This is a genomic window from Flavobacterium magnum (genome assembly GCF_003055625.1).
Taxonomy (GTDB): domain Bacteria; phylum Bacteroidota; class Bacteroidia; order Flavobacteriales; family Flavobacteriaceae; genus Flavobacterium; species Flavobacterium magnum.
In genome coordinates, this window is record NZ_CP028811.1 from 401671 (window position 1) to 428081 (window position 26411).

Here is a 26411-nt window from a genome sequence, read left to right on the forward strand (position 1 = left end):
ATCAGGCTTTTTACATTATTGTCAACAGGACGTTGACATATGGTCTGGTTCCCTCATACGGAAACCTAACTTTTCTCCGGCATCAAAATCCCGATTACTTTATCCTTGGTGAGATATTTCCTGGCCACATCCTGAAGGTCTTTGCCCGTAATCGCCTTAATCTTATCTTCTTTACCGAGCACATCGGCGGGATTTGAGGAATTTACGTAAGCATCGGTGAAATTTTCAAGCCAATAGCTGTTTTCCCTGATGTTCTTCTTGTAATCGAGCAATTCGGCCTCCTTGTACTTTTCAAGATCTTTTGCTTCAGGCCCATTGTCAATGATTTTCTGGAGTTCCTTCAGTGCGGAAGCAACCAGCTTATCGGTATTTTCAGGTCCGCAGGGGAATCCGATGTTGAAGCCGAAACTGCCGTGGGGCATTTTGTTCATGTATCCACGCGCGCTGATTCCGTACACACCGCTTTCATTTTCCCTGAGTTGCTCAATCAATTTGATGGTGAGCACCTCGCCCAGTGCCTCGAGCGCCAGCGCTTCTTTGGGAGAATAAGCGGCATCTCCGTAATACATAATCGTTACGGTACTTTTCGGGTCAGCCCCTTTGTTAATGACCTTTTTCAGGTCACCCTTCACGAGCCTGTAACCCGGATCCACGACCTGATCCTTCCGCCCTGTCGACGGCAACGACGCAAGGTACTTCGCTGAATAATCGGCTATTGCCTGATCGTCTATATTGCCCACGAAATAAAATTCGAAGTCACCGGCATCGGCAAAACGCTCCCTGAATTTCTTATACGCCAGTTCGTAATCGGTCATCTTCCAGGCGTTGTCATCAGGAAATATTCCGGCAAACCTCGGGTTGTCCTTCATCAGGAACGAATACAGTTCTTTCTGGAAATACACCGATGGCTGTGAGGTGAGGTTTTTAAAAAACGCCGATTGCTTTTGTTTGTATCCTTCGAAGGCGTCCTTATCCATATTGAGGTCGGTAAAATACGCATGGATCATTTCAAACATGTATTCGAAATCCTTCGGCGTGGCGTTACCGCTGATGTTTTCTGTGATATTGCTGACGTAAGGATATACATTGGCAATCTTCCCGGACATGAATTTGTTGATGTCGTTGAGTTTCAGTCCGGAAAAACCGGCTTCCATCAAAGCGCCGTCAGCGAATTGTGTCTTTTTGTAGTCGTCATCCGAATAGAGGTTTGAACCGCCCCAGCTGATGCCTTCCATGACAATCTCATCATTCTTGAAATCCGTTTTCTTGTATATGACTTTGGCCCCGTTTGAAAGATACAGGGTCGTCGATCCAATCTTCGGATCGGATTCTTTTTTTACAACGCTGCCCGCTTTTACAGGATGCCGCAACAAGCCCTCCGCAATGGCCGTATCCTCGTAAGGCTTGAGGTCACTTTCATTCACGTTGAGTGCAGCGAGCACCTCTTTTTCCGTAGCTTTTTTGAGCCCTTCCTTTTCGGGACCGGTGATGACCACTACCCTATTGTCGTCCCTGATGTAGTCATTGAGGAACGTACTCACATCGGAAAGGCTGATCTGCGGGAGGATTTTCTGTACGGCATTGTATTCCCATTCAATGCCCGGCGCCGGACTGCCTTCGAGATAATAGGCCTGGTACTCCCCGATGAAATTCTGTGATTCCGATTTATCGCGGTCGTTGAATGCGGATTCATAGCGCGCTAAAAATTCTGATTTTGCCCTGTCGAGCTCACCTTGCGTAAATCCGAATTTTTTCGCACGCGCATTTTCGGTCACCAGCACATTCAAAGCCGAGAGCTGCTGGTCTTCCTGCATCATGGCCATCGACTGGAAGGCTTCTTTTGTCCTCGCGAAAGTCCCTCCATGGTAAGAAAAGCCATAAGTGAACGGCGGCGTAGGCGAATTGGTCAGCTCATTGAGCCGGTTGTTGAGCATCGTGACGAACAGTCCTTCTTTGAGATTCATCTTGTAATCATCCACCGTGACGGTTTTTCTCGGCAGGCCGGTGTCCTTGTAAAGCAGCTGGACATTTGCGCTTGACGCTTCCTTATCACTTTCAATGGCAATAAAGGTCTCTTTGTGGTTCGGGACGTCAAAGGTTTTCCTGGGTTTTTCGTTCTTCGGATTCTGGTATGCCGAAAAATGGTCGATGATTTTCTTCTCCATTTCAGCCACGTCAATATCCCCTACCACGATTACGCTGATCAGGTCCGGACGGTACCAATCCTTATAAAAGCTGATCAGTTTGTCGTATTTGAAATTCTCAAGCACTTCTTTTTTTCCGATCGGAAGGCGGTCTGCATAATGTGATTTGTACATCATTTTGGGAAGGTAACGGCCCATCATCCTTTTGTTGGCACCAAGACCAAGGCGGTATTCCTCAAGCACCACGCCGCGTTCCTTGTCGATGTCTTCAGGGGTCAGGTTGGCGTTGAATGCCCAGTCTTCGATAATCTGGAATCCTTTTTCAAGTTTCTCAGGATCATCGGAAGGGATCGGCAGGAAATAAGCCGTTTCATCAAAGCTGGTGTAGGCGTTCAGGTGCTGGCCAAACTTGACCCCGATGCTCTGCAGGTAGTCTACAAGTTTGTTTTTTGGAAAACGCTTTGTCCCATTAAAATTCATGTGTTCCATGAAGTGCGCCAGTCCCTGCTGGTCATCCTCCTCAAGGATCGAACCGGCGTTAATGACCAGCCGGAGGTCTACCTTGTCTGCAGGTTTGTCATTTTTCCGGATAAAGTACGTAAGCCCGTTTTTGAGCTTTCCGGTTTTCACATTCGGATCAAAAGGGATTTTACCCGTTCCGGTAAGATCCTGCGCGCTTATTGACAGTGGAAATGCCAACAGCAACAGCCATGCTTTGTTCATTTGTTTCATAAGGTTTCGTGATTTAAGAGCCTCAATGTAGCATATTATCAGGATATCCCGCGCAGAATTCGCAATATTTAACAATAATGTGTTACTTTCAAAGCACCTCCCGCAGCAATTTAAATCACATTTATTTGTTTATATTTACTACCGAGAATATATTTTATGATGAAGCATTACTGTTATTTCCTGCTTTCCTTTTTGCTGGTGTCCGCATCCGGCCGGGCCCAGACCGATACCGAAATTATCCCGCCTTTCAACATAAAGACCGTAACCTTCGTTCAAAGCGGCCAGAATGCGATACCCGTCTTCAACCTCAGCGATACGTTCCAGTTCCAGTTTGACGACCTTTACGGCAACGAGGCGAATTATTATTACCAACTGGTCCATTGCAATTACGACTGGACAAAATCGGATCTTTCGGAAAGCGAATACATCGATGGGTTTGACGACCAGCGCATCCAGGAATACAACAATTCGTTCAACACCTTGCAGCTGTATTCGCATTACAAGCTGTCGTTCCCCAACAGGTTTACCCGGTTTAAAGTGACCGGAAATTACATGCTTAAAATCCTCAATGAGAACAGGGAGGTGGTTTTTTCAAGAAAATTTATATTGTATGAAGATTTGGTTTCGGTGCCATTGCAGATCAAAAGGGCCCGAAACATAGGGGTAATCGATTTTAAACAAAACCTCGACTTCGCCATCCGGTCAAAGAACATCCAGTTCCAAAGTCCGCTGCAAAACGTCAAAGTGCTGCTGTTCCAAAACGCAGAAATCAATTCGGGAATCACCAACATCAAGCCACAGTACACCATAGGGAACGACCTGATTTACAAATACGATGCTGAAACGCAGTTCTGGGCGGGCAACGAGTTTCTGTATTTTGAAAACAAGGATGTGCGCGGCGCGACGAATAATGTGCTTCGCGTGGATGCCCAGGATACTTACAATGCTTACCTGTACCCAAATACAGCGCGCGCAAACAGTCCGTATACCTATTTTCCCGACATCAACGGCAATTTCCAGATCAAGAACATCAATGCCGAAAACAACGAGCTCGAAGCGGATTACGTCTGGGTTTTCTTTACGCTGTCGGCGCCCAACTATTTCGGGAACAAGGATATTTATATCAACGGGATGTTCAACAATTACGCCATCGATCCCGAGTTCAAGATGGATTATAATGCCGCGAAAGCCAGTTATGAGAAAGCATTGCTGATCAAACAGGGCTTTACGAATTTCAGGTATACCATATCCGATGCGAAAGGCAACATTGACCGGGAGCATGCCATTGACGGCAATTTCTACCAAACCGAAAACAATTATTTCGTCGTAGTGTACTATCGGGAAAACGGACAGCGCTATGACCGCGTTATTGGTAAAGGTGTGGCCACTTCCGTAGATATTACCAATTAATCAAAATTTAACGCCGCGGCTGTCGGTTCCAAGCATTTTTTTGTAAATTTGGGTGTTTTAAATTCTGCCGTACAAATGGTTACACAAATAACGAGAGGCATCAAGATTTCCGTACACACCAGTTTTGAAGGCACCTACTTCAAGAACTACAAGATCCATTTTGCCTTTAGTTATGAGATTACCATAGAAAACTCAAGTAAGGATTCGGTCCAGCTGATTTCCCGGCACTGGGAAATTTTCGACTCTCTGAACGAATTGGAAATTGTTGATGGCGAAGGTGTCATCGGCAAAAAACCCGTGTTGAAACCCGGAGAAAAACATACATACAGCTCGGGCTGCCTGTTGTCATCACCATTTGGCGCGATGAAAGGCTATTTTAACATGGTGAATTTTACCACGACGCGCAACTTCCGGGTGATTGTACCCAATTTTCGCCTCAGTGCACCATTCGCATTAAACTGACGAATTGCGTCCAACTATAAAAGACAATGCCCCTTATCGGGGCATTTTTTCTTTTGCTGAGTGGTTAAACGGCGCTTCCCGGTGCGGAAGGATCCATCGGTGAGCGCGGTGACCTGGAGTCATGCTGCGGATCGACATCGCCCCAGTCTGACTTGTGCGATTCCTCATCCTCTTCGTCACGGTCATCATCATCAGTTTGCTCGTCACGATCCTGCATCGCGTGGATCCGGCGTTCTGACTCGGCATCGGCATGGGGCAGCGTACTAACGTTTCCTGCTGTCCCGGGAACCATCAGCGCCGGGTCGTCATCGTGCCTGCCCAGATGCTCCCATGTTTTGGTTTCATCTGCGTTCGGGGTGTTTTCATTTGGTTTCATAACTTTTCTTTTTTCATAAAGTTACATTTGGTATCGGGCCAAAACTTATGGATAAAATCGAAAAAATTACAGTATTCCGTCAACAGACTTTGACTATCCTATCCTGCGCTATCGCGTAGACGCAATCTTCGTTTTCGGGCATGAGCACATAAGTGCCCGTGAATTCCCCGAACGCGGGCAGGATCATCTGATTTTCTTTCCTGAAAAAACACGGAAGTTTAATAAACTGCCTCCCGATTCCCCGCAACTCAATCGCTGGATGGATGTGCCCGCAGAAGGTGAATAAGCCGTCCCGCTCCTCGGGGTGGTGGGTCAGTAAAAATCCGTCAGACACCAATTCTTTGACCACCAATATGCCCAGGTCATCGTAATGCCGCTGTGCGATAATGTCGTGGTTTCCCGCCACCAGTACGATTCTCGCCTCCGCAGATTGTACCCAGCCGTCAAAAAGCTCCCACTCGCGATTCTTCTTACTATGGAAGAGGTCACCGAGGAAAATCACCGTCTCAGGCTCGAAATGCGTGAGCACCGCATCAAGCCGATGGAAATTGGCTGCCACTGCATTTTCCGGGACTGCGACACCATGTTTCCGGAAATGCGAGACTTTCCCTAAATGCACATCTGAAATCAGCAGCGTACTCCGTTCTTTCCAGAAAACCGCCGCCGATGGGTGCAGTGTGAAGGTATGCCCCAAAATCGAAATGTCCTGTGTCATTTGTCGTTTTTCATAAAGGAAGCGGTCATTTTTGCGATGCGGTCGGCAAGGGTCTCGCTGCTGAGTTTCTCCCGGAGCCGGTCTGTAATAATCGGAAAGCTGAAAGGCGTCGGCTTGGCGCATTTACGCACGACAATTTCCTGTTTATTGATTCTTTCCAAAGCTACGATTAAACGTCCTTCTTCGAGCTGGTGTTCAAAAGTTTCGCGGTACGCCTGCTGCAGTAATAAATTATCGGGCTCATAATCGCGGAATACCGCAAACAGCAGTTGAGAACTGCTTTGGAGGTGCTTGGTTTTGATCAGCTGCCCGGGATAACCGGTAAAAACGAGGCCTGCGATGACGGCGATGTCGCGGAATTTCCGTCGGGCCATCTCGGTGGCATTGAGGCTGTGCTGCAAATCATGGTGCACATATTCGGTTGAAAACAAATTGTTGTCCAGCACCGACTGCATGTCAATCTCCTGGTCTGAAAGCAATTCGAAGCCGTAATCATTGTAGGCCAGGGAAAAAGAAATCGGCGACAGCAAACTGATGCGGTAGGCCAACAGGCTCGCGAGCGCCTCATGCACAAACCGTCCTTCAAACGGATAGAAAATGGCATGGAAACCTTCGCGGGTCTTAAACATTTCAACCAGGAACTCATCGGCTCCAGGGATGATGGACTCCTTTCGCTGGCGTTTGAAAACCGGCGCCATGGCCTTGAGTTCCGGGGTCAGCTTGTCTGAATTGGCGAGGTACATTTCCTGACGGAGCATTTCGCTCATCTGCGCAGAAAACGACAGCCTGCCGCCCATCCAGCTGGTTAATTTGGAACTTTTGGCATGATCGGCGCGCCTTACGATAACCTGCATGTTCTTTACCTGGAACAACTCAAGCTTGCGACCGGCAAAGGTAAACACGTCGCCGGGCTTGAGCTTTGAGATAAACCATTCCTCAATCGTCCCGATAAAACCGCCGCCCAGATACTTCACGTTCATAACCGCGTCGCCCACGATGGTCCCGATCTGCATGCGGTGGTGCATGGCGATTCGCCTGCTTGTAATCTTAAACGATCCGTTTTCCAGGATTTCCACTTTTTTATACTCGTCGTAGGCCTGCAGGCTCTGGCTGCCTTTAGTGATGAAGTTCAGGATCCACTGCCAGTTCTCGGGTGTCATTGCCTGGTAACAAAATGTGCCTTTAACTTCCCGATAAATGTCATCCGGAAAAAAACCATCCGAAACCGCAAGCGTATTGAGATACTGCACGAGTACATCCCAACTGTTCAGGTAGGGCACACGATCTTCTACAACCGTTTCAGCAACTGCCTTCTTGAGCGCGGAAGCCTCTATGAGTTCCATGGCATAGGTCGCCAGAAAGTAAATCACGCTTTCCTTGCCCGGCTGGTGTCCGCTGCGGCCTGCGCGTTGCATAAACCGCGCCACCCCTTTCGGGCCGCCTACCTGGATGATGGTTTCGACGGGCGCAAAATCGACGCCCAGGTCGAGGCTCGAGGTACATACGACCACTTTAAGTTGTTCGTCCCGTATGGCCTGTTCCACCCACAAACGCGTATCGCGGTTGATACTGCCGTGGTGCATTGCCATCTCGCCCGCAAATTCCGGGTATTTTTCCAGCAGGCGCTGGAACCAGATCTCGCATGCCGAACGCACATTGGTAAAAATCAAAGTGGTCCTGCTCCTGCGGACGATCTTCGCCACCTCATCGATCAGGTGCAGCCCCATATGCCCGCGCCAGGGATAGGCTTCCATCTTTTCAGGGATGACCGACAGTATCTTGATTTTCTTATTGATGTGCGCATGCACCAGGACTGAATTCCGCAACGCCTCTGAGTCAACGCCCAGCAACACTTCGCGGGCCTGCTGCAGGTTGCCGATCGTTGCCGAAATGCCCCAGATGCGCATATCACCGGTAATCGATTTCAAGCGCGACAAAGCGAGCTCGACCTGCACGCCGCGTTTGGTCCCGAGCAATTCGTGCCATTCGTCAATAATGATTGCGGTGCAGTCCTTAAATACCTTGTCATAACCTTTTGATGCGAGTAAAAGCTGCAAACTCTCCGGGGTCGTCACCAGCAAATCCGGCATTTTGTCCTTCTGTTTTGCGCGCTCGGCAGTCGAGGTATCTCCACTGCGGATCCCGACGGTCATCGGCGCGCCCAGGTCTTTCACGACGCGCTCCGCGGCCTGCTTGATTTCCACCGACAATGCGCGCAACGGCGTGATCCATACCGCTTTGAGTCCGGGTTTGTGCCTGCTTTGGTAATCGGGGTTTTGCCTGATATAATTCAGCACCACCGGTATCCACAACGCATACGTTTTCCCACTGCCCGTCGGGGCATTCAACAAGCCGTTTTTACCCTGCAGGAATGCTGTCCAGGTTTCTTTTTGGAATGGAAATGATTTCCACCCCTGGCTTTGGAACCAGTTTTCTGCGATTTGAAAGAGTTGGGTCCTGTTCATTATCTGCGGACGGGTGGTTTTTAATACGTTATTTATGAAATCATATTTTTCAGGTCTTCAACAGTATTGGCTTCATCGATCTTCTTGTCATGCCGCCAACGTAAAATCCGCGGAAATCGCGTGGCTACACCGCTTTTATGCCTTTTCGACAACGCGATGCCTTCAAACCCGATCTCAAAAACCAATTGCGGCGTCACGCTGCGTACCGGCCCGAAACGTTCCAGCGTGTTCTTACGGATCCAGTCATCGACCTTTCGGAATTCTGCATCGGTGAGTCCTGAATACGCTTTGGCAAAAGTCACCAGCTCCTTCTCGCCCTGCGCATTGGTCTGCCATAGTGCAAAAGTATAATCGGTAAACAGATTGGTACGCCGGCCTGAACCGCGCATCGCATAGGTGAGCACGGCATCTATGACGAGCGGCTCGATTTTCCATTTCCACCAATCGCCTTTTTTACGGCCCACTTCATACCCCGAACCGCGTCGTTTCAGCATCAGTCCCTCACTGCGCATGTCCCTGGCCCTGAGGCGTTCTTCAGTAACCTGTTCCCAGGAATTAAAAACCATACTTTGCGACAGAAGCAGCGGCAATCCCAGGTGTTTTACCGAATCCAGGAGCTGTTCCAAAAGCTCCCGCCGTACGTCATAAGGATGTTGGCGGATATCTTTGCCCTCCCATTCGAGCAAATCGTAGGCTTTGATAATCACCGGCGTTTTGGCCAGCAGCTCTTTTGAAACCGTTTTGCGCCCGATGCGTGTCTGCAGGTCGTTAAACGTACCGATTTCACCGTTTGGAAACGGCAGGATTTCACCGTCAATTACCGTCCCGTCAGGAATAGCACCGATGAAACTCCCGAATTCCGGGTATTTGTCGGTCACAAGTTCCTCGCCGCGGCTCCACACGTACACCCCGCCATCCCGTATGATTGTCTGCGACCGGATGCCGTCCCATTTGTGCTCAACCGCCCAGTCTTCAGGTGCCCCAAGTGATGAGACGGCTCCTTCAATCTGGTAGGCCAGATAAAACGGATACGGTTTTGAAAGGTAGTCGCTGCTTTTTTCATCCAATACCAATTCCCGGAACGAAATCGTCGCCGGGTTCCAGTTTCCCATGAGCTTGTATGCCAGGACATCCTCATCCACTTCAGTCGCTTTTGATAGTGCGCGTGTCATCAGTTTCTGGCTTACCCCGATGCGGAAGCTGCCGGTGATGAGTTTGGTAAACACGAATCGTTCATAATAATTCAGCGCCAGCCAGTTCTCGTGCAGGTACGCACGTTTCTGCTCGTCGGTTTTGCTTTTGAGCGCAATCATTTCATGAAGGTATTCGGAGAGGCTTTTGTCGGAATGTTCCCGTGTCGTCGGAATGATGAGCGCTATGGTTTCCGCGAGATCGCCTACAATATGGTAGCTTTCCTCGAAAAGCCACAACGGGATGGCCGCGAGTTCATTCGCCCATATACGCAGCAGCGTGGTATTGACCGGACGCGGCGGACGGCGGTGCGACAGGATGGCGATCGTCCATACCTTATCTTCATCTGAAGCATGAAGGAAGTATTCCGTGAGTGCCTTGACCTTTACGCTCGTCTTATTGGAACTGTCCAAGGCTTTTATCAGGTTGGCGAAATTCTTCATGCCGCGGTGTCGTTTTCTGTGGTTGCCGTGCCCATTTCTGCGGATTCGCCTTCGTACTGCGTATTGGCCGTGCGCGCGTCGTAACCCAACTCGCGCAGGTATCTCGAGAAAATATCGGAATAGCCGTGCGTGCAGATCACCTTCTCGGCACCGGTCGCCTTGATGCTGTCTAACAGCGCATACCAGTCGCAATGGTCGCTTAGCACGAATCCCTTGTCAATGGCGCGCCTGGCGCGTGCGCCACGGAAGGCCATCCAGCCGCTCGCGGTACCGGTGACAAATGGCGTCATTTTCCGGATCCACGGGCTGCCGTGCGCACTGGGCGGTGCAATGACGATGTTCCCGAGGAGCTCCTCCTTTTTTGTGGCAGAGGTAATCAGCGTGGTTTCAGGGAGCTTGACGATTTGGCGCAGAACTTCGGTCATGTTCTCGACGGCGCCGTGGGTATAAATTTTCCCTATCGAAGTGTCCAGGTGTTTCATCAGGCGTTGCGCCTTTCCCAAAGTGTAGCCAAACAAAACAGAGGTTCGGCCTTCTGCCCTGTTCTCAGCCCACCAGCTATTGATATCGCTGAACACGTCTTTCTGCGGCAGCCAGTTGAAAGCAGGCAGGCCGAAAGTACATTCGGTGATGAAGGTGTCGCATTTCACGACTTCATAGGGCTGCGAGATGCCGTCGTCCTCGGTTTTGTAATCTCCGGTAAATACCCAGACTTCGCCTTTGTACTCTACCCGAACCTGCGAACTGCCCACGATGTGGCCGGCGGGATGCAGTGAAAACTTCACCCCGTTGACAACGAACGTTTCATTCCAGCTTTTGCCGGTCACGTTGATTTCGCCAAGACGGTGACGGATGATGGGCACATTCTGATGGTGGGTAATGTAGTTTTGGTGGCCCCAGCGTGAGTGGTCGGAGTGGCCGTGGGTGATGATGGCATTGGTGACGGGCCGCCAGGGATCGAGATATACGTCAGCCTGCTGGCAATAGATGCCTTTGTCATTAAAAACGAGCAGCGGAGTTTTGTTCATAAGCGGATTTTCACTTCTTATAAATTTACGAAGTCAGATTGGGAAATGCGCCACTTTTTATTAGAAGTTTAACGTTTGTTGCGCGTGACGTTGTCCGCGTCATTTAAAATTAAGCGGACCGTTCATTTTGATGCCAAATCACGTATTTTTACCTATTGGCATTCCGATTCAAATCATTACATTGTCCGAATCAAAACCCATATCATGAAAACTGTATTACTATTCGTGTTATTCGGCATCAGCGCCTATTCTCAGAAAGATTCTTTAGCTGTAGAAATTGATGGCGGGACAATCAACAGGGATAAGCTGGAAATGCTTCTCAACGACGTGACCAGGCAAATCGATGAGGCTATGGATCTCGATAAAAAGTCAGATTTTCTTAGTCAGCGGGGCGTGCTTTTTTTGGCGATGGGAAATTACAGTAAATCCAATCTCGATTTTTTAACAATCATTGAAATCGACAAAGGTCATGTTCCCGAAGCCTATTACTACAAAGCCATTACCAATTCACTTCTGGGCAAATCCGATTGCGAGTCGTTCAGAAAAGCCAAATCGCTGGGCTACGAAACCGATTGGACCAACGTGAAAATCTTCTGCAGCGATTTATAACCGTACTCCGTAACCGAAACACATTTTATATTCTTCTACACACAAGGGTGTGAAACGCCAGCGCCATCAAATGGCGCATTACACTGAAAGGCATACCGTCTTTCAATCTGCACAGCCTGAACGGACTCCCGGGATTCAGGCGCATCCCGCCGAAACAGCAAAAGCTAAAAGGATCTCTTTTTCGCGTGCAAAACCATGATCTGAAATCAGTCGCGATTCTCTATCTTTGCACCACAAACAACAGTTCACCGGGCCAGGCTTTACTATCGGCGGATGGCGCGGTCATTACAGGTAATACTTAAAAATACACTTATGTTAAAAGGTTTTTTTCATGTGCCTAAGGCGGTCAACGAACCCGTTAAGGCATACAGGCCGGGAAGTCCGGAAAAAGAGGCTGTGCTTGCGGCTTACAATACGATGTGGAATGCGCAAATCGATGTGCCTTTGTATATCGGCAGCGACGAGATCAGGACCGGAAATACGAAAAACATGTCGGCGCCGCACGACCACAAACACGTCGTGGGAACCTACCACCTTGCTGAGAAAAAGCATGTGGACATGGCCATTGAAAGTGCCCTGGCTGCAAAAAATGCCTGGGCGGACCTGGCATGGGAGCAGCGCGCGGCGATTTTCCTGAAAGCTGCCGAATTGATTGCCGGGCCTTACCGTGCGAAGATCAACGCAGCCACTATGATCGCACAGTCCAAAACGATTTTCCAGGCTGAAATTGATGCCGCCTGCGAGCTGATTGACTTTTTGCGTTTCAACGTCGAGTTCATGACGCAGATTTACAACGACCAGCCGAAATCGAACTCGGATATGTGGAACCGTCTGGAGTACCGACCACTGGAAGGATTCGTGTATGCCATTACGCCATTCAACTTTACGGCGATCGCAGCGAACCTGCCGGCGAGTGCGGCCATGATGGGGAATGTGGTGGTGTGGAAACCGAGCGACAGCCAGGTATTTTCGGCCAAAGTGATTATCGATGTCTTCAGGGAAGCCGGTGTCCCTGATGGCGTGATTAATGTCGTGTTCGGTGATGCAGCGATGATCAGTAACAGGATTTTCGAACACGCTGATTTTGCAGGCATCCATTTTACAGGATCTACACATGTGTTCAAGGACATCTGGAAAAATATCGGAAACAATATCGATAAATACAAAACCTACCCAAGGATTGTCGGGGAAACCGGAGGCAAGGATTTCGTGATTGCACACCCTTCTGCCAATGTGAAGCAGGTCGTTACGGGTATTGTGCGTGGCGCGTTCGAGTTTCAGGGGCAGAAATGTTCAGCGGCATCGAGAGGCTACATCCCGCAAAGTCTTTGGCCAGCGGTGAAAGAACAACTGATTGCCGATGTGAAATCGATGAAGATGGGCTCGCCGGCCGATTTTTCGAATTTCATTACCGCCGTAATCCACGAAGGTTCCTTCGACAAACTGGCTTCATACATCGATCAGGCCAAGAAGGATTCCGATGCGGAAATCATTGTGGGCGGAAACTATGATAAATCAGTCGGATATTTTATCGAGCCAACGGTGATCGTGACCACCAATCCACACTATGCTACGATGGAAACCGAATTGTTCGGGCCTGTGATGACCATTTATGTGTACGATGACAAACAGTGGAGCGAGACACTCCGACTTGTTGACGAGACGTCGCCCTATGCGTTGACCGGCGCTGTGTTCAGCCAGGACCGTTACGCGATTGCAGAAGCAACCGAGGCGCTCAAAAATGCCGCAGGAAACTTTTATATCAACGACAAACCAACCGGTGCAGTGGTGGGTATGCAACCTTTCGGTGGTGCCAGGGCATCAGGGACAAATGATAAGGCAGGATCAGCACTAAACCTGCTGCGCTGGGCCTCTCCGCGTACCATCAAGGAAACCTTCGTGACCCCTGAGGATTACCGTTACCCGTTCTTAGGCGAATAAGTCGTTTAGCTTTACTACATATGACCAGTCTTCGGACTGGTTTTTTTATACCTGAAAACCAGTGGGTTTATAGAAATTTTCGTACATTAGGCTGCATTAATAACCGCAAACCAATTTATTGCTTATGGCGAAATTTTACCTTCCTCAGATAAAAAAACAGCTGGTTCCCGTTTTGATGATTTTGATGGCACTGCCGGCGTTTTCCCAATGGACGGCACAAAATTCAGGTGTCAATTCCGATTTAAAAGGTGTCTGCTGCATCAGTGAGAATGCGGTCGTGGTCGTCGGGGCCAACGGCACGATTTTAAAAACGACAGATGGCGGGATGAACTGGAACCAGAAAACCCCGGTAAACAGCAGTGATCTTCAAAAAGTGCAATTTGCCAATGGCCTTGCCGGATTTGCCATCGGGGCTTCAGGGACTTTACTCAAAACCACCGACGCAGGCGAAACATGGACTGCTATGGACACCGGTGAGACGGCAGACTTTTACGGACTTTCCGTATTGGATGAAACCACCTTCTACATTTCGGGCGACAACGGCACGATTAAGAAATCAGCCGACGGCGGCAGTACTTTTACGGCGTTGCAGGCAGGGTTAACCGAATCTGTAGATTCCGTCCAGTTCCTCAATGCGTATATGGGGTATGCCGAAAGCGGCGGCATCCTTTACAAAACGGCTGACGGTGGCAGCTCATGGACACAGGTTGCTAATCCGGGCATCGACTCATTCTTTTTCCTCGATGAAAATACGGGGTTCCTGAACGCAGCGGGCAGCGGTTTCTTCAAAACTTCGGATGGCGGCACGACCCTGGAAAGCCTGGGCAGCTCAGCGCTGTTTTTTACCCGACTTTTTTCGCTGAATGAACATGCCGTGTGGGGCGTTGAAAATATCGAAACCCTTTGCGGCTGCGCAACCCATTGTGTGGTGAAAGGCGAAATGACCAACACCAATTACGAGGATGTTAAAAATTGCGGCCTCGGAGGTGGGGACGGCATCGCCTTCAGCGACATTCATTTTGCAAACGATACAACGGGTTTCATTGTGGGAACCGGCGGCGCGATTTATAAAAACAGTACCGGCGTGATGCTCGGCCAAACTTCGCTTACCAAAGATTCGGTTGCCGTATACCCCAATCCGGCGTCGGCAAACCTGACGGTATCGGTTCCGGATCAATCCGGCGCAGCGTTTTCGATTGAAATCACCGATGTTTCAGGCAAGAGGATTTTTTCAGGCGATTACCACCACCGGCAAACGGCGACAATCAATGTGCAGTCTTTCTCAAAAGGCATGTACCTGCTCACGGTAACCGGTTCAGGCGCAAAACATATGGAAAAAATTGTTGTCAATTAAGGCATGTAACTTACCTTCGGACGTTACGCCATATCAGTCTAATAGCTATCAATCCGCTTTTAAACTGTTGTTAAACCTGAATCCTGATGCAGACAAGTCCTGCGAATTCTCGATGAAAATGGCACCAGCCTATTCCCGGCACATTGGATAATAAAAAGGCGGATGCAATACGCGCTTTTTTCGTACATTCGATTCATCTTAAAACAATCATATGAAAACAACTTTACTTTCCTTATTTTCCTTATTTACCCTTGCCGCCTCTGCCCAGAGCGTGGTGAGTTACTACGGAGACAATAATACGGCTTACACGCTGTTTTCTGCAGCGGCGCCGTTAGACCAGACGGCAGGCGCAGGCCAGGTGTGGAATTTCAGCGGGCTTACACAAACTGGCACGGTGACGGACGCGGTGAATGCGCCCACTACGCCTGAAACAGTGACTTATCCCGGGACCACGACGACCACAACAACATCAGGCACAGACAATGGCAGTCCGACGACGAGCAAGGTTTTTTCCAAAGAAGTGGCAGGCGCGATTTCGATAACCGGCGTAGCAGGCGACGGATTGGTGTTCAATTATGTGACGGACAATGCGTTTGTAGGCACTTATCCGCTGGCTTTCGGTTATACCAATACCGATGCTATTGCGGGAACTTACAGCTACACTACTTACAGCGGCACATTTACCGGCACATTGACTACCTCCGTTGACGCCTACGGCGAACTCACGCTAGATCCGGGTCCGGATGCGATCAGCGTAGTGCGCTTACGGACACAGCAAAACATCTCACTGGTTTATCCCGGATTGGGCACCGTGGGCACGGTAACGATCGACAGCCTCAGTTACTTTGAAACCGGAAGCAACTCACCGGTATTCCGCACCGCTACAACCACAATGGTTGTGCCCGTGCTGAATATCAACCAGACCAGGACTAGGATGGAGATCATGAGCTCGGCACTGGGTGTGGATGCGCCAAATGAAAGTACGGTACAATTGTTCCCGAATCCGGTGCACGACGTGCTGCATGCGACGGGGAACGAGACCGTACGCTCGCTGCGCCTTTTCGATGTAAACGGCAGGATGGTCGCTTCCTCAGCTACAGATAACGTCAATGTATCGCAGTTGCAGCAAGGCATGTATTTTGCGGAAATCACTACGGATGCGGGCGCATCAACGAAAAAAGTGGTTAAAAAATAATACCCGGCTGCCGCGGCAGTACATGGAAAAAAATCCCAAATCCCAACGATCAGACGATTGGGATTTGGGATTTTCTTTTGGACGGCGCCGCGCGAGGGATGGCAGCGGCATCCTTTTTTAACTCCGCAGGGTTAAAAAAGATACAGCGTACAGCCCGACCCGGAGGGTCGCGCCAAATACCTTCAGGACTTAAACTTCAGCGGCAAATGCACCACCTTCTTCGTTTCAAAGAATTCGTCTGTAAAAAAATCGGAAATATTGTATTGGGCAGCTTTCGGGAAATCTTTTAATTCCTCTGTCAGATCGCCACCTTTGAGGTAGAGTATCCCATTTTTAAGTTCGTGTTTCTGCTGCTTTTTGATCTTATCTTTAATCCAGGATACAAAATCGGGCATGTTTGTCACGGCGCGGCTGACGATGAAGTCGAAATCGCCATTGACGTTCTCCGCACGGATTTGCTCTGCCTTGACATTTTTCAGTTCCAATGCCTCAGCGACGGCTTTCACGACATTGATCTTTTTGAGGATGACATCGATCAGGTAGAAGCGTGTGTCGGGAAAAAGTATGGCCAGCGGGATGCCCGGGAAGCCGCCGCCTGTACCAACGTCGAGTACATAAGTGCCCGGTTCAAACCGCTGGACCTTCGCAATGGCCAGCGAATGCAGGACGTGCTTGGTGTACAGCTGGTCGATATCCTTGCGCGAGATCACGTTTATTTTGGCATTCCAGTCGTGATACAGGCCTTCGAGCTGTGTGAACCGGTTGATCTGGATATCAGTAAGTTCCGGGAAATATTTTAGGATTTCGTCCATTGTAAAGAAATTGGCTACGCAAAAAAGGGCGTGGCGCTGCGCCACAAAAGTAATCATTTTAGTATTGAAATTTTTCAGGGAATTCGGCGTTTAGCTGTTTAATAATATTTACCTTTGGAAACAATTTTTTTACATTAAAAAATAATATGAATACCACCATTCCTACGTTCTCGAAACAGGACAGCCTGAAGTTCTTCAGGACACTTAATTCCCGCGTAAACAACTACTTCAAAGAAAACAACCTCCAAAAAACCGGCAACTGGAAACTGCACCTCAAAGCGATTGTAATGTTCAGCATTTTCCTGACGCCTTACTTCCTGATCCTGACCCTGGACATGCCTTTCTGGGTGATGCTGCTGCTGTCTGTCGTGATTGGCGTGGGTATGGCCGGTGTGGGCATGAATGTGATGCACGATGGCAACCACGGTTCTTACTCAGGAAAATCATGGGTGAACAAATTCATGGGCGGCAGCATTTACATCCTTGCCGGCAACGTATACAACTGGCAGGTACAGCACAACGTGTTACACCATACCTATACGAACATCCACGGGCACGATGAGGACCTCGAAGCGGGGCGCGTCATGCGTTTCACATCGCAGGCACAATGGCGCAGGTTCCACAGGTTCCAGCATTATTACTCGGTTTTCCTATACGGCTTGCTGACATTCAACTGGGCCATCACCACTGATTTCCAGCAGATGCGCCGTTACATGAAAAGAAAACTGTCGTATGGTAAGTTCCCGAACCCTGTCGTGCAATGGACGACCCTGATCATCACCAAAATCATTTATTTTTCAATCTGGCTTGTTATCCCAATGGTTTTGGGGATTACGTGGTGGAAAGTGATCCTCGGGTTCCTTGTCATGCACTACACCGCCGGTGTGATTCTCAGCATCGTATTCCAATTGGCACACGTGGTCGAGGAAACCGCAAATCCTGAGCCTAACGAATACGGCGAAATTGAAAATACCTGGGCCATCCACCAACTGTTCACTACCGCGAATTTTGCACCGAGGAACTGGCTTGTGAATTATTTCACGGGCGGACTCAACCACCAGATCGAGCATCACATTTTCCCGAACATCAGTCATGTCCACTATGACAAGATTGCGAAAATCGTGAAAGAGACCGCACACGAATTCAACCTGCCTTACTACGAATTCAAGACCATGAGGAGCGCGGTTGCGGCACACTTCAAACACCTCAAGGAACTGGGGCAAAACCCTCAATTGGCCTGATATGCAAACCGAAACAAGCACAATGAACCCATTATCGGACCGGATCAACAAACTATCAACCTCGCAGACGCTCGCCATGGCGGCGCTGGCCCGGGAGTTGAAATCGCAGGGTAAGGATATCATCAGTTTAAGTCTTGGTGAACCCGATTTTAACACGCCGGACTTCATCAAGGAAGCAGCCAAAAAAGCGATTGATGAAAACTACAGTACCTATTCTCCCGTTGACGGTTATCTTGAATTGAAAGAAGCCATCTGCCGTAAATTCAAGCGCGACAATGATTTGGATTACAAGCCGGGAAATATTGTCGTTTCTACCGGCGCCAAGCAATCCCTGTTCAATATTGCGCAGGTCATGATCAACGAAGGCGACGAAGTAATCCTTCCGGCGCCATACTGGGTGAGTTATTACGAAATCATTAAGATTGCAGGCGGTGTGCCTGTTGAAGTCCCAACGTCCGTTGACAGCGATTTCAAGATTACACCGGAGCAACTCGAAAAAGCCATTACGCCAAAAACAAAAATGATCTGGTACAGTTCGCCCTGCAATCCCAGCGGCTCGGTGTACAACCGGGAAGAGTTGACTGCCTTGTCAAAAGTATTGGAAAACCATCCACAGATTTACGTCGTTTCCGACGAAATATACGAACACATCAATTTCTCCGGAACCTTCTGCAGCATCGCCAGCATTCCCGGCATGTTCGAAAGAACGATTACCGTGAATGGCGTAGCGAAAGCATTCGCGATGACCGGCTGGAGAATCGGTTATATCGGCGCACCCGAAATCATCGCCAAAGCCTGTACCAAAATGCAGGGGCAGGTAACCAGCGGCGCCAACAGTATTGCACAACGCGCGACCATCACTGCCGTTGACGCTGATCCGTCCGTTTTGAAGGATATGGTAAAGGCTTTCCACAGCAGGCGCGACCTGGTTGTCGGACTTATACGTGAAATCCCCGGCTTAAAATTGAATGTCCCTGAAGGCGCATTCTATGTATTCCCTGACGTGTCTTCCTTCTTCGGAAAAACATTAAAAGGCACTAAAATCAAAAACGCCGACGACTTCTCGATGTATCTGCTTGCTGAAGCCAACGTCGCGACCGTCACGGGCGACGCTTTCGGCAATCCGGATTGCATCCGAATCTCTTACGCTACCAGCGAAGAACTGCTGTCCGAAGCAATGAAAAGGATCAAAGAAGCACTAGCATAACATACGCCCCGGATTTTCGGGGCTTTTTATTTGATAATTATTTGGGCGTTGCCCTGCGGGCCGGGCTTTCGGCTTTATCTTTTTGGATTTACCTTCCGCTACGCTACAGTTCAATCCAAAAAGGATATCGCCTCAATCCCTAACGCAAACGTTCCTAACCTGAACCTATGAACAAAAAAATACTACTCCTCGGCTCCGGCGAACTTGGCAAGGAATTCGTCATCGCCGCACAACGTATCGGCCAGACGGTCATCGCGGTCGACAGTTATGAAAACGCCCCGGCCATGCAGGTCGCACACGGATTCGAAGTCATCAACATGCTCGACGGCAACGCGCTTGATGCGATTGTCGCCAAACACCAACCGGACTTTATCGTCCCGGAAATAGAGGCCATCAGAACCGAACGCTTTTACGATTATGAAAAGCAGGGCATTACCGTCGTCCCCTCGGCTAAGGCGGCAAATTTTACGATGAACCGAAAAGCGATACGCGACCTGGCGGCGAAAGAACTGGGACTGAAAACCGCGAATTTCCGTTATGCCACCACCGCCGAGGAATTGCGAAAAGCGGTCGCAGAAATCGGAATTCCCTGTGTGGTAAAGCCGCTCATGTCATCGTCCGGCAAAGGGCAGTCTACCATTAAAACGGAATCGGATATTGACAAAGCGTGGAATTATGCTGTTGAAGGTTCGCGTGGTGATGTGGTGGAAGTGATTGTGGAAGCATTTGTAAAATTCAATTCTGAAATCACGTTGCTGACCGTCACCCAAAATAACGGCCCTACCCTATTCTGCGCCCCGATCGGCCACCGTCAGGAGCGCGGGGATTACCAGGAAAGCTGGCAACCGGCAAGGATTTCGGACAAGGATTTGTATGAGGCGCAGGATATGGCTGAGAAAGTCACCGAAGCTTTGGGCGGCGCCGGACTGTTCGGGGTAGAATTCTTCCTGGCTGATGATGGCGTGTATTTTTCGGAATTGTCGCCGAGACCGCATGATACGGGCATGGTCACCTTAGCCGGAACACAAAATTTCAATGAATTCGAGTTGCATCTGAGGGCGATCTTAAGCCTTCCGATTTTTGAAATAAAACTGGAGAAAGTTGGCGCAAGCGCCGTGATCCTCGCATCGGACAACAGCGATCATCCGACTTTCACTGGAATTGAAAACGTGGCGGGCCTTTCTAAAACAGATTTTCGTATCTTCGGCAAACCGACTTCAAGGCCATACCGCCGAATGGGCGTGGTGTTGACCCATGACACTTTGGAAACCGACGTGGAAGCAGTGGTCGAAAAGGCGAAGTCGGCAGCTAAATTAATTACCGTAAATTCTTAAATATTATGAAAAAAGTATTTTTTATCGCATTTGCGTTCGTGTCTTTTGCAGTTAGCGCACAGGAAAAAATAAAAGACAAGGTCGTCGAGGTATCATGTGGCGAATGCCAATTCCACATGAAAGGCAAAGGCTGCGACATGGCCATCCGCATGGACAAAAAGACCTATTTCGTGGATGGCGACAAGCTCGACAAACATGGCGATGCGCATGCCGATGACGGAATGTGCAATGCGATTCGCGAAGCAAAGGTATCCGGGGAAATCGTAGGGGACCGATTCAAGGCAACCTCCATCGAACTGCTGCCTGCCAAGAAAAAAGGATAATAGCAGGATTATTTGCTAAAATAAAAAACCGGAACGCCACGTCCCGGTTTTTTTATGCGCTATTGTGAGCGAATCCTTTAGGGAAACCTACTTCTTCAAATTTCGGTTTTCAAAAGTGGTCACATCGATGATCTTTTCATTGTCGACATCAAAAGAAATGTAAATGCTGTCCCCGGCCGCAGTGACGGGCAACTCATTTGACAATTGTGAGGAACCTACGAAAATATTCGGATAATCCTTGACCGTAAAATAGTAAAAACTGTTGCCATTCTTCACATCGCTTTGGATTCTGGATACCACGGTTTTCAACGTTTTGCGGTTGTCCTGGCTGCCCGGGTTAATCTTATTTCCGGCCATGTTGTAGACGCTTTTATAGGCCGACAAAGCTTCGCGCATGCTGTTGCCAACACCTACGATCGTATAATCACTGATTGAAACCATTGCATACATTTTGACCAGTCCGCCTTCATCCTTCAGCGTCATGACGTATGTGGGGATGTTGTTGATGTTGTAAGGAATGGGCAGCGACGCGCGGTATCCTTTTTCCTGCACTTTGCCCTCGGCGGAACTTTGGGCCGCGAACTCGGTGGCACCGCTTTGTCCGTAGATGGTGGTCTCCTTTGTGCGTGTATCCACAAGTACGAATCCTACAGCCGATTCTTCCTTACCAACCGAACTGATGCCCGTATACCAGTAAGAACGGTTATTCTGTCCATACACCAACGTCAGCCCTTCGGTAATCATCAGCTTGTCACGATTCGACCAGTTCCAGTAGCCATGCACATAATCACCCCAATCTGAAAGTTGGTCCTGTATGAACGAAATCGGCTGCACGCGGTCTACCCACGCCGGTGTCTCGTCAATCCCGTAAGCATTCATCGCGCCGGTTTCGGCATCGACGACCACTACACCGGTGGCGTCGTTTCCTGCAAAACCGATTTTCTTTTTATAAGTTGTGACGACCCAGAACGGACGCCCGGAGTCGTCAATCTCGAAATTAAAGTCCTCGAGGCCTACGGACATGTATCCGTTGAAATACAGATGCCTTTCGATTTGCGAGCCGAAGAACGCAGCCGGCTGGTATTTGATGCGGATTGGTTTGCCGTCGACCTTTTCCACGAGTTTCACATCACGCTCATTCGTTGCGGAGACCATCACGTAGCCCGGCGTACCCTCGGAATTGCTGAACCATTTGAAAAAACCGGTGTGAAGCAGCGGCGCTACCCAATACAAATCGTGATTCACTTTCTGAATAGTGAAATCGCCAATCTCTACCTGGCTGCCAAGCGCCGGCTGAGAGCCGAGAATTTTCTCGCCGAGCAGGTAAGCCAGCGGCTCATCGACCACCCGGATCTCATCTATCGAAATCGGTGCAATGTGGTTTGATATTTTCTGCCCGCTCTCCACTTTCCCGATCATATTGCGGTATGCGTCAGTATGGAATATCGGGGCGGTTGTAACGAGCGGTACAATGGTCATGTAGGCCAGGATAGCCAGTAAAACCCATCCGAAAACCCGGTTCGGTTTTGAAATAAACCTGAATTTCTTGCGGTCTTCGCTCAGTCCCACCTTCGTAAAAAGCAGCATCCCTGCCAGCACGAGCAACAGCAGCATCAACGGCAGTTGTATGAAACCATAGTTCAGTACCGGATGGCCGAAATACAGGAACAGGAAAATGATGAACAGGAACAACAACGGGGATAAAAATCTTTTCATGGTGTTTTGTTTTGGTTTTGGCGATTAGTCGCGCGAACAGGAAATTGTTACGACACGCGAGCCGTCCTAAAGTAGCAAAAAATACTTATTTTTGCGCCAACAGATGAACTTAAACCAAAAAAAATGAAAGCATACGTATTTCCAGGACAGGGTGCGCAATTCACCGGCATGGGTAAAGATTTATATGAAACTTCCGAATTGGCCAAATCGCTGTTCGAAAAAGCCAATGACATCCTTGGATTCCGTATCACGGACATCATGTTTGAAGGAACGGCGGAAGAACTGAAACAGACCAATGTCACCCAGCCGGCAGTCTTCTTGCATTCGGTCATATTGGCGAAAACATTGGGCGGGGATTTCCAGCCAGATATGGTGGCCGGGCATTCGCTTGGTGAATTTTCAGCTTTGGTAGCCAATGGTACGCTGACCTTTGAAGACGCGCTGAAACTCGTGTCACAACGGGCAGCTGCAATGCAGAAAGCCTGCGAAATTACCCCGTCGACCATGGCGGCCGTTTTGGGCTTGGACGATAAGATTGTGGAAGACGTCTGCGCGTCGATAGACGGTGTAGTTGTGGCGGCGAATTACAATTGCCCCGGCCAACTGGTGATTTCCGGTGAAACCACGGCGGTTGAAAAAGCGTGTGAAGCGATGAAGGCTGCCGGCGCCAAAAGGGCTTTGATATTGCCCGTTGGCGGTGCGTTTCACTCGCCGATGATGGAACCGGCCCGGGAAGAACTCGCTGCCGCGATTGAAGCAACCGCATTCTCTACCCCAATCTGTCCCGTGTACCAGAACGTAACGGCATCCGCAGTTTCCGATCCATCGGAAATAAAGAAAAACCTGATTATCCAACTCACTGCCCCGGTTAAATGGACGCAATCCGTACAGCAGATGATTAAAGACGGTGCAACCTCATTTACCGAAATTGGTCCGGGAAAAGTTTTGACGGGATTGGTCAGTAAAATCGACCGGGAAGTCGCCACAGAAAATATTTAATGCGCCAGGCTTAACAAGCAGTACATAGAAAAAGCTATTGCCATTGCAATAGCTTTTTTATTTATCCATATTCAGTCGATGGTCCTGATTTTGCGCTCCCAGTTCCATGCGTCCCGCATCGCATCTTCAAGCGATAACTCCGCTTCCCAACCCAGGATTTCATTGGCCTTCCGCGTATCGGCGTAGGCTTCAATTACGTCGCCCGGCCTTCTCTCAACCAATTTGTACGGCAGTTTTTTACCGCTGACTTTTTCAAATGCGTGGATGACTTCCAATACTGAACTTCCGGTCCCTGTGCCGAGGTTGAAGGTTTCCACCTTCGCTACATTCTGTTTGTTCAGCAACCTTTCCATAGCTATGACATGTGCTTTCGCCACGTCTACCACGTGGATGTAGTCACGCACACAAGTCCCGTCGTTGGTGGGATAATCCGCACCATAAACAGAAACTTCCTTTCGCAGGCCCGCAGCGGTCTGAGTAATAAAAGGCACCAAATTTTGGGGAACGCCCAATGGCAACTCCCCGATTTCTGCCGAGGCATGCGCTCCGATAGGATTGAAATACCGCAGTAAAACGGCATTGATGTTACTGATATTCGCCACATCCCGGATGATTTCCTCACCCACCTGTTTTGTATTTCCGTAAGGTGACATTGCAGGCTGTATCGGAGCGGCTTCAGTAATGGGCATGGTGACGGCCTGTCCGTAAACGGTGCATGACGAACTGAAGATAAAATTCGCTTCCGCTAATTGCTGCAACTGCTGCAACAGGTATACCAGTGCACCGATGTTGTTCTCGTAATACAGCAACGGATCCTGCACGCTTTCGCCAACGGCTTTCGACGCGGCAAAGTGAATGACGCCCTTCAGGTCCGGATATTTTTTGAAAAAGCCGACAACGTCCTGCTTTTCCCTTAGATCGATTTTCTCGAAAATGGGCCTCACGCCGGCGATGGCCTCAATGCCATCAAGGACCTGCTCCGAAGCATTGGACAGGTTATCAATCACAATGACTTCAAAACCCCTGCCAATAAGTTCCACCGCGGTGTGTGACCCGATGAAACCAAGGCCTCCGGTTACGGCTATTTTCATAATTTAAATTACTTTTTGGGTTGCAGCGTAAAATCGAATAAAGGTTCGCCAACCTTGTCCTTATAAATATACTTCAGGCTGAATTGGTTGTTCCTGATAACCCCCATTTTCGGGTTCTGATCGAGGTTATCCTGCGCTTTGGCTTTGATTTCTGTCATCGCCGGACTCATGTCCTGCGGCAGACTGTCCTTCAGCTTTAATATGACGTAGTGGTAGTTGACCGTCTTTTCTGATAGTGTAACGCTGTCGAGTCGGGTCATCTCATCGATTTTCATCGGGCATTTCTTATTGACGCTCTCTATTTCGGCCTTGGCCTGCGCCATTACCGAATTGCCCGACATTAGTTTCGTTGTCACGAAAAAAGCCAATCCGAAGGCAATCACGAACGTAATCACACTAAACAAAAGCCTTTTATGGTTTTTCTTGCCGGTTTCCATTAAGATCTATTTAAAAATTCGAGGACGCTGCCCGTGATGAAGGCGATCTGCTCGTCGTCGAGTTCCGTATGCATCGGCAATGAGATTACTTCTTTTACCAAACGGTTGGTCACCGGAAAATCGCTCTCGTTATAACGTGCATCAGCGTAGGCTTTCTGGGCGTGCAGTGCAATCGGGTAATAAATCGCGCAAGGAATGCCCTTGTCCAGCAGATGCTGCATCAGCCCATCGCGGTTGGCATCGACAATACGCAGTGTGTATTGGTGAAACACATGGCAATCGCAATTGTCGCAAATGGTTGGGGCAATGATATTCTTATGCCCTGCAAACGCCGCGGTATATTTGCGGGCCGCATTCTGGCGCGCCCTGCCATAGTCATCCAGGAATGGCAGTTTGGCGTTAAGGACGCCTGCCTGGATGCTGTCCAGGCGCGAGTTCACGCCCACCACATCATGGTGATAACGCTCATACATCCCATGATTGACTATACCGCGAAGCCTGTGTGCCAGTGCATCGTCATTGGTAAAGATGGCACCGCCGTCACCATAGCAGCCCAGGTTTTTTGAGGGAAAAAATGAGGTCGAAGCTACATGCCCGATGGTACCGGCTTTTTTGCGCGTCCCATCGGAAAATTTGCAATACGCGCCGATCGCCTGCGCGTTATCTTCTATGACATAGAGATTGTGCTCCTTCGCGATGGCCATGATGGCTTCCATGTTGGCTGCGCGGCCAAAGAGATGCACCGGGACGATAGCCTTAGTTCTTGGGGTAATGGCTTTTTTTATGGCCTCTATCGAAATGTTCATGTTGACAATATCCACGTCGACCAAAACCGGCGTCAGCCTGAGCAAGGCAATCACTTCAACCGTAGCGGCAAACGTAAAATCAGCCGTGATGACCTCGTCGCCCGGCTTCAGGTCCAGGCCCATCATGGCAATCTGCAGCGCATCGGTGCCGTTCGCACACGGAATAACATGCTTTACATCCAGATATTGCTCCAGGTTTTTCTGGAATTCATGGACCAACGGCCCGTTAATATATGTATTGGAATCAAGTACTTCCTGGATCGAAGCATTTACGGTTTCCTTTATGCGCTCATACTGCCCTTTCAGGTCAACCATCTGGATTTTTTTCATCGGATTTTGGTATTAAAAACAGGCAAAAATAAGAATTTAATAGGTGGCAA

At 49.2% G+C, this 26411-nt stretch carries 22 protein-coding genes; 11 read left to right on the forward strand and 11 right to left on the reverse strand.

The annotated features are described in order from the left end of the window. Positions 1–65: 65 nt before the first annotated feature. Entirely contained in the window at positions 66–2876 is a 2811-nt protein-coding gene (locus tag HYN48_RS01535) for a M16 family metallopeptidase (RefSeq protein ID WP_245945971.1), read from the reverse strand. A gap of 159 nt (positions 2877–3035) precedes the next feature. On the opposite strand from HYN48_RS01535, the gene HYN48_RS01540 reads away from it, so the two are divergent. Together HYN48_RS01540 and apaG are read left to right on the forward strand one after the other, a co-directional pair. Beyond that, complete coding sequence (locus HYN48_RS01540) at positions 3036–4286, forward strand: type IX secretion system plug protein (RefSeq protein ID WP_108373264.1); 1251 nt, start codon at positions 3036–3038, stop codon at positions 4284–4286. 75 nt (positions 4287–4361) lie between these two features. Continuing rightward, positions 4362–4748: a Co2+/Mg2+ efflux protein ApaG gene (gene apaG, locus HYN48_RS01545; protein ID WP_108369460.1), complete on the forward strand. Its 387-nt coding sequence runs from the start codon at positions 4362–4364 to the stop codon at positions 4746–4748. Between the two features lie 64 nt (positions 4749–4812). On the opposite strand, the gene HYN48_RS01550 is transcribed toward apaG, so the two are convergent. The 5 genes from HYN48_RS01550 to HYN48_RS01570 form a co-directional block, all read right to left on the reverse strand. Next, positions 4813–5124: a hypothetical protein gene (locus HYN48_RS01550; RefSeq protein ID WP_108369461.1), complete on the reverse strand. Its 312-nt coding sequence runs from the start codon at positions 5122–5124 to the stop codon at positions 4813–4815. A gap of 79 nt (positions 5125–5203) precedes the next feature. After that, positions 5204–5839: a ligase-associated DNA damage response endonuclease PdeM gene (pdeM, locus tag HYN48_RS01555; RefSeq protein ID WP_108369462.1), complete on the reverse strand. Its 636-nt coding sequence runs from the start codon at positions 5837–5839 to the stop codon at positions 5204–5206. Beyond that, complete coding sequence (locus tag HYN48_RS01560; protein WP_108369463.1) at positions 5836–8304, reverse strand: ligase-associated DNA damage response DEXH box helicase; 2469 nt, start codon at positions 8302–8304, stop codon at positions 5836–5838. The genes pdeM and HYN48_RS01560 overlap by 4 nt, the downstream gene beginning before the upstream one ends. A gap of 32 nt (positions 8305–8336) precedes the next feature. After that, positions 8337–9938 (reverse strand): ATP-dependent DNA ligase, encoded by a 1602-nt coding sequence (locus HYN48_RS01565; RefSeq protein ID WP_108369464.1) that lies wholly within the window; start codon positions 9936–9938, stop codon positions 8337–8339. Continuing rightward, a complete protein-coding gene (locus HYN48_RS01570; protein ID WP_108369465.1) occupies positions 9935–10966 on the reverse strand; it encodes a ligase-associated DNA damage response exonuclease in 1032 nt (343 codons plus the stop codon). The genes HYN48_RS01565 and HYN48_RS01570 overlap by 4 nt, the downstream gene beginning before the upstream one ends. Before the next feature lie 204 nt (positions 10967–11170). Between HYN48_RS01570 and HYN48_RS01575 the strand changes: the two genes are divergently transcribed. From HYN48_RS01575 to HYN48_RS01590, 4 genes are all read left to right on the forward strand, one after another. Next, positions 11171–11575 (forward strand): tetratricopeptide repeat protein, encoded by a 405-nt coding sequence (locus tag HYN48_RS01575; protein WP_146171702.1) that lies wholly within the window; start codon positions 11171–11173, stop codon positions 11573–11575. Between the two features lie 312 nt (positions 11576–11887). Beyond that, positions 11888–13516: an L-glutamate gamma-semialdehyde dehydrogenase gene (gene pruA / locus HYN48_RS01580; RefSeq protein WP_108373266.1), complete on the forward strand. Its 1629-nt coding sequence runs from the start codon at positions 11888–11890 to the stop codon at positions 13514–13516. A 124-nt stretch (positions 13517–13640) separates the two neighbouring features. Next, positions 13641–14870, forward strand: coding sequence for a T9SS type A sorting domain-containing protein (locus tag HYN48_RS01585; protein ID WP_108369467.1), 1230 nt, complete (start codon positions 13641–13643; stop codon positions 14868–14870). Positions 14871–15081: 211 nt separating this feature from the next. Continuing rightward, positions 15082–16065 (forward strand): T9SS type A sorting domain-containing protein, encoded by a 984-nt coding sequence (locus HYN48_RS01590; RefSeq protein WP_108369468.1) that lies wholly within the window; start codon positions 15082–15084, stop codon positions 16063–16065. A 182-nt stretch (positions 16066–16247) separates the two neighbouring features. On the opposite strand, the gene rsmG is transcribed toward HYN48_RS01590, so the two are convergent. Further along, complete coding sequence (gene rsmG, locus HYN48_RS01595; protein ID WP_108369469.1) at positions 16248–16877, reverse strand: 16S rRNA (guanine(527)-N(7))-methyltransferase RsmG; 630 nt, start codon at positions 16875–16877, stop codon at positions 16248–16250. 146 nt (positions 16878–17023) lie between these two features. On the opposite strand from rsmG, the gene HYN48_RS01600 reads away from it, so the two are divergent. The 4 genes from HYN48_RS01600 to HYN48_RS01615 all read left to right on the forward strand — a co-directional run bounded on the left by HYN48_RS01600 (position 17024) and on the right by HYN48_RS01615 (position 20982). Then, a complete protein-coding gene (locus tag HYN48_RS01600) occupies positions 17024–18118 on the forward strand; it encodes a fatty acid desaturase family protein (RefSeq protein ID WP_108369470.1) in 1095 nt (364 codons plus the stop codon). A 22-nt stretch (positions 18119–18140) separates the two neighbouring features. Next, a complete protein-coding gene (locus HYN48_RS01605) occupies positions 18141–19325 on the forward strand; it encodes a pyridoxal phosphate-dependent aminotransferase (RefSeq protein ID WP_108373268.1) in 1185 nt (394 codons plus the stop codon). Between the two features lie 167 nt (positions 19326–19492). Continuing rightward, the gene (gene purT / locus HYN48_RS01610; RefSeq protein WP_108369471.1) at positions 19493–20659 is read left to right on the forward strand and encodes a formate-dependent phosphoribosylglycinamide formyltransferase; all 1167 of its coding nucleotides are present in this window, start codon (positions 19493–19495) and stop codon (positions 20657–20659) included. Positions 20660–20664: 5 nt separating this feature from the next. Continuing rightward, positions 20665–20982 carry a DUF6370 family protein gene (locus HYN48_RS01615; RefSeq protein ID WP_108369472.1) on the forward strand — a complete coding sequence of 106 codons (318 nt, stop codon included), beginning with the start codon at positions 20665–20667 and terminating at the stop codon, positions 20980–20982. A gap of 87 nt (positions 20983–21069) precedes the next feature. Here HYN48_RS01615 and HYN48_RS01620 read toward each other — a convergent pair whose 3' ends face one another. Continuing rightward, entirely contained in the window at positions 21070–22698 is a 1629-nt protein-coding gene (locus tag HYN48_RS01620; RefSeq protein ID WP_108369473.1) for a hypothetical protein, read from the reverse strand. A gap of 123 nt (positions 22699–22821) precedes the next feature. Between HYN48_RS01620 and fabD the strand changes: the two genes are divergently transcribed. Continuing rightward, entirely contained in the window at positions 22822–23697 is an 876-nt protein-coding gene (gene fabD, locus HYN48_RS01625; RefSeq protein WP_108369474.1) for an ACP S-malonyltransferase, read from the forward strand. 71 nt (positions 23698–23768) lie between these two features. Here the strand turns inward: fabD and galE are convergent, their stop codons facing one another. The 3 genes from galE to HYN48_RS01640 are packed head-to-tail and all read right to left on the reverse strand — an operon-like array spanning position 23769 to position 26361. Beyond that, on the reverse strand, positions 23769–24788 hold the full coding sequence (galE, locus tag HYN48_RS01630; RefSeq protein ID WP_108369475.1) for a UDP-glucose 4-epimerase GalE: 1020 nt from the start codon (positions 24786–24788) through the stop codon (positions 23769–23771). A gap of 8 nt (positions 24789–24796) precedes the next feature. Then, positions 24797–25225 carry a hypothetical protein gene (locus tag HYN48_RS01635; RefSeq protein ID WP_108369476.1) on the reverse strand — a complete coding sequence of 143 codons (429 nt, stop codon included), beginning with the start codon at positions 25223–25225 and terminating at the stop codon, positions 24797–24799. Beyond that, positions 25225–26361: a DegT/DnrJ/EryC1/StrS family aminotransferase gene (locus HYN48_RS01640; RefSeq protein WP_108369477.1), complete on the reverse strand. Its 1137-nt coding sequence runs from the start codon at positions 26359–26361 to the stop codon at positions 25225–25227. Before HYN48_RS01640 ends, HYN48_RS01635 begins: the two co-directional genes overlap by 1 nt. Positions 26362–26411: the final 50 nt, after the last annotated feature.